The sequence below is a fragment of the Methylobacterium sp. E-041 genome (assembly GCF_022829665.1).
Lineage (GTDB): Bacteria > Pseudomonadota > Alphaproteobacteria > Rhizobiales > Beijerinckiaceae > Methylobacterium.
This window is the reverse complement of the sequence record NZ_JAKSYQ010000216.1, coordinates 1-4,748: the sequence shown is the minus strand read 5'-3', so window position 1 is coordinate 4,748 and position 4,748 is coordinate 1. Positions and strand designations below refer to the sequence as shown.

At 61.3% G+C, this 4,748-nt stretch carries 3 protein-coding genes and 1 pseudogene; 3 read left to right on the top strand and 1 reads right to left on the bottom strand.

Annotated features, from left to right (window positions below; genetic code table 11):
* The first annotated feature begins 158 nt into the window (after positions 1 to 158).
* Positions 159 to 485, top strand: a complete 327-nt coding sequence (locus MKK70_RS20065) for a hypothetical protein (protein ID WP_243949486.1) — start codon at positions 159 to 161, stop codon at positions 483 to 485.
* Positions 486 to 1,964: 1,479 nt separating this feature from the next.
* On the opposite strand, the pseudogene MKK70_RS20055 reads toward MKK70_RS20065, so the two are convergent.
* Positions 1,965 to 2,819 (bottom strand): annotated as a pseudogene (locus MKK70_RS20055) (IS630 family transposase); the annotation flags it as partial.
* Between the two features lie 163 nt (positions 2,820 to 2,982).
* On the opposite strand from MKK70_RS20055, the gene MKK70_RS20050 reads away from it, so the two are divergent.
* Positions 2,983 to 3,740 (top strand): IS5 family transposase gene (locus MKK70_RS20050; protein ID WP_409568299.1). Its coding sequence is split into 2 segments (ribosomal slippage): positions 2,983 to 3,295 and positions 3,295 to 3,740, totalling 759 coding nucleotides; the frame shifts between segments, so codons are not numbered across the junction.
* Positions 3,741 to 3,887: 147 nt separating this feature from the next.
* The gene (locus MKK70_RS20045) at positions 3,888 to 4,364 is read left to right on the top strand and encodes a MucR family transcriptional regulator (protein ID WP_243949484.1); all 477 of its coding nucleotides are present in this window, start codon (positions 3,888 to 3,890) and stop codon (positions 4,362 to 4,364) included.
* Positions 4,365 to 4,748 lie beyond the last annotated feature (384 nt).

Sequence of the window (4,748 nt, the reverse complement as noted above, 5' to 3'; positions counted from 1 at the left end):
CAGAAGAGCTCGACCATGGACCGTCATGCGGGCATGCTGATGGGTGTTCATCCGGGGCGCTCGGTCAGGGTTGGTTGGCTTCGCAACCCCAGCCTCTCACCCCCGCCCCGGGTGAACAACCTTCATAGCTTCGACACCTAGTCAGCATCAACGCCGACGTGCAGTTTCGCCTGAAATCCGACCACGCCAAGGTTTTCTGGCCGTTTATCGACAGCCAGCCCGAACATACCTTCATCGAGGAAGGGCGACTGGCGCAGCTGTCCGGCCGTGACCTCTGGAGCGATGATGCGACCAGCGCCACCCGCGCCCAGTTCCGGAAGGAGTGCCGAGAAGCTTTTAAGGACATGGTCAGCGCCGGCGGCCTGTCCGCTTTCAACGAAGAGGTCACCGGCTCGGGGCGCTTCAAATCACGCCGCTATACCTATACGCACGCGGCGCCAAGCCAGTTCGAGCTAGAACTACAGAAGGACAGGTTGTCAGCCTAAGTCACTGTGATTGTTTACACGGCATCGGAAAACACGCCCCAAATTGCAGCCTGGAATGCTCTGTTCGCCGGCTCACGCACGCCAAGTCGCACCCTGCCACCCCTAAAAGCCCGGGGGCAAAGCGCCGATCGCGATAAGCCAATCGCGATAAGCCGGGAAAGAACGCCCCAAAACGGGCGCTGGCGCCCGTGGGGGAGGACTGTGGATAAGTGAGAGCACGCCCCAAAAATCTGGAAGTGACGTCCCAAAAAGCGGAAACCACGCCCCAGAATTTGGGAAAGCACGCCCCAAAAAGAGAGATTAACCAACGGCTGCACAACAGGAACTTTCGTATAGACCTTTTTTTATAGATTATTTAAAGACTTTTGGAGCCGTCTCCCAGCCTGAAGCTGCGGAGACGTGGACAACTCGGCGGAAACCCGGTGCACACCCGGAAAACGCTGTACTGGCCCAAAGCCCGCCCCTTCTTGGCAAAACCAAAACCCACTCCCTACCCAAAAAACGAAGCCGCCTAGTGGCGGCTGCATTGGATTGGGTCCGCCCTGCGGGCAAACAAAAATTCTCTCTTCGGAATGGTGGGTGGTTAGGCTGTCAGAGCGGCGCCAGGAAGCGTTTTAGGTGGCAGAACCGACTGAGAGCTGGCAGGGGCTAAAAACGCTACACCGCCCTCCTGAGAGACTTTGTCACCGCGTAAGACGCGGTGGAATTGGTGCGTTCGCAAAGCGAACGCTGGCGCGCCGATGCCATTAGGGGCGGCCGCCCCGGCGATGATGATTCCGGCGCGCAAATTTGGAGCGTGGTTTCCCGTAAGATGCCAGTGTTTCCGCCATTTTGGGGCGTGTGTTCCCATACAGAGAGTATGCCCGGCGTGCCACAAATCACAAATGTCTTGGCGTTTATGGTTTATGGCAATGACCTAAACTGTTGCCCGTTCGTCCAGGCATGAGCGAAGGCCCCCGGGATTCGGTGGCGGCCTTCAACCCTTCACGGCCATCGCCGTCCCCTACTGGCAATGTAGCTTGCGAAACGTCCTAAGCGCCTTGTCCTCCTGGCCTGCCTCCTGAAAAGTGGCTCTTCGCCAAGTTTGGTGGATCAGGCTGCGAGGAGGAACCGTCGGCGGAGGAGGTCGAGGTTGGCGCGGCCGTACATGGCGCGCTTCAAGAGCTTGAGTCGCGTGATCTGCCCTTCAGCTTACCCACTGCTCCAAGGAAGTGTCAGCGCGGACCGCACGGCGTCTCCGTCCTGACTGATGCTGGCAGCGAAGTTCTCTACGATGCGGACGCCACAGTTTTGGGCGTCGCCCAGCCATTCATCGAACGCCGTGACCTCCGATCTTCCCGATGCCGGCGAATTACAGCGGCTCCGGACGATCTGGCAGAAGCGGCGGCTGAGATCGACGACCTTGGCCGCCTCGGGATCCTGCAGGACACGCGCGACGACTGCGGCTACCTCGGGGTCGAGGCGACCGATGGCGGATCACAATCCTTCGACGGTTCGCTCGGCCGCTTTGCGCAGCCCTGCCTTCCGCTTCGAGAAGGCCATCTCGATCGGGTTGAAGTCGGGACTGTAGGGCGGGAGGAACAGCAGCCGTGAGCCCGCCGCCTCGATCACCCTCCGCACGCCCGGCCCCTTGTGGCTGCCGAGGTTGTCCATGACGACGATGTCGCCGGGGGTGAGTTCGGGCACCAGGACCTGATCGACGTAGATCTGGAAGGCGTCGCGGTTGATCGGCCCGTCGAGCACGAATGGCGCGGCGATGCCCGACAGGCGCAGGCCCGCCACGAAGGTCGTGGTCTTCCAGTGGCCATGCGGCACGGGGAGTGCAGCCGCTCACCGCGCGGTGAACGCCCGCGGGTGCGGGCCATGTTGGTGGAGGTCCAGGTCCCGTCGAGGAACACGAGGCGGGCGGGGTCGAGATCGGGCTGGTCCTCGAACCATGCCTCGCGCGCCGCCTTCACGTTCGGGCGCTCCTGCTTGGTGGCATGGGCCGTCTTTTTTGTACGTGAGGTCGCGTGCGTCGAGGAAGCTCCACAGCGTGCCGACCCCGACCGTGAGAGTCTGTTCGTCCCGAAGCCGGGCGCGCATCTCCCCCAGGGTCATGTCGGTCTTCTCCGCGATCAGGGCACACAGGAAGGCCTCGTGCGGATCGAGCTTGGAGCGTCGCGCCCGTCCTTGCGGACAGGCCGCCACCGCCCCGGTCGTCGTGAGCGCGGCCATCCAGCGGATCGAGGTCGCGATGCCGACCCCAAAGCGCGCGGCCGCCTGGCGACGTGAGATCACGGCCGCGGCCTGCACCACGCGCTCGCGCAAATCCTGGCTGTAGGGTCGGCCCATGCTTCGCTCCTTCTCAAGAGCGATCAGTGAATCAGCCCAACAGCTTCGCGTGAACCCCACCTGCCCGATTCAGCGCAGCCCGAAAACGCTCTAGGTCGCGAACTCATACGGCTGGCACGGTCGCTCGCCCTGATCGTTGATCCTCCAGCATGGAGGATTGTGAATGGCGCGGTTTGACCTGACGGATGCGGAGTGGGCGGCGATCGAGCCGGTTCTGCCGACGGATGTGCGCGGCAAGGATCGGGTGGACGACCGGCGGGTGCTGAACGGCATTTTCTGGCGGTTGCGCACGGGCGCGCCCTGGGCCGACATCCCGGCGCGCTATGGTCCGCACACGACGTGCGGCAACCGCTTTCGGCGCTGGCGCAAGCATGGGATCTGGGATCGTCTTCTGAAAGCCGTGTCAGAGGCTTACGAGGGTGACCTGCAGATGATCGATGCCACCAGCGTGCGGGTGCATCAGCATGCGGGCTGCGCCAAAAAAAAGACGACCGATCCCGTGGCATGGGTCGCTCGCGCGGCGGCCTGACGAGCAAGATCCACGCTCTGGTGGATGCCGAGGGCCGACCCATCGCCCTCAAGATCACCGAAGGCCAAGCGCATGACGGTCGGGCCGCCGACGACATGCTCGGCGATCTGGGACCTGGGCAGACCCTCCTGGGGGATCGGGCCTACGACAGCGACGCGCGGTGCGAGCGCTTGGCCGAGCAGGGGGCCTGGGCGAACGTGAAGCCGATGCCCAACCGCAAGAACGTGCCGGCCTTCAGTGCCTTCCTGTACAAGTACCGCAATCTGGTCGAGCGGTTCTTCAGCAAGATCAAGCACTTCCGTGCGGTCGCAACACGGTACGACAAGGACCCGGAAAACTTCCTGGCCAGCGTCAAGCTCGCAGCCGTCCGCGTCTGGCTCAGGACTTTATGAGTCCGCGACCTAATGCGTGATCCTAAACAAACCCCTGTTTTGCAGTAGGGTCCGTATCAGCGCCTTATCGGCCCATATTCAACTTGTTGTTCTACCAAAATCTAACTAGGATGATTCAAATCATTCGTTTATATGGAAGTATATTTCATGCTAGACGAAGCAGTAGCAGATACAAGCAGCAACGTTTTGGCGATGGCAGCTGATATCGTCTCAGCCTATGTCTCGAACAATCACGTTCAAGCTGGCGAGCTGCCGAACTTGATTGCCAGCGTCCATGCTTCCTTGAGCCGCCTCGGCGGTGAGGAGCCGACGGCCGCGTCCGAACCTGAGAAGCTGACGCCCGCTCAGATCCGCAAGTCGATCACCCCAGATGCGATCATCAGCTTCGAGGACGGCAAGGGCTACAAGACGATGCGGCGTCATCTTACCCTACGCGGCCTGACACCGGAGGCCTACCGCGCCAAGTGGGGCCTGCCTGCCGACTACCCGATGGTAACCACGAGCTACTCGGCAAAGCGCTCGGAACTCGCCAAGAGCCTCGGTTTGGGTCAGCTTCGCCGCAAGTCAGCACCGGAGGAAGCTGGCAACGACCCTGAAGTTGGCAACGACCCTGAAGAAGCTTGAGCTTACCGGTCTTGCGCTGAAACCAGCACAGTCTGACTGAGTCACGGTCTGTTTGCTGTTTGATCAGCAGGCGGATCGTCAGGAGGAAGGATGCTACAGCACGTCAGCCACAGAGTTAATGAAGCGTTTCTGTTCACGCCTTGTTCCGGTTGTGGAAAACTAGTGGGCCGGTCAGTTTGGGTCTTGTAACAAGACGCGGCATGCACATTCGACCCAACGAGCGGCTGCATATCATGCTGTGGGTGAGGACAACATCGCGTGCCTATTTCTCAGCGTCAGCTCGGTGCATCGATCCGGACCGCGCTGCATATCGCTGATCGCGATGCGATCGCTGCTTTCGTCCTGGACGAGAGCACAGTGTTTGCGCCCAATAATCCGTTCGCG

Bases quoted from the DNA above. Each gene is read 5' to 3' on its own strand.
- MKK70_RS20045 (WP_243949484.1), top strand. From the start codon at position 3,888: ATGCTAGACGAAGCAGTAGCAGATACAAGCAGCAACGTTTTGGCGATG.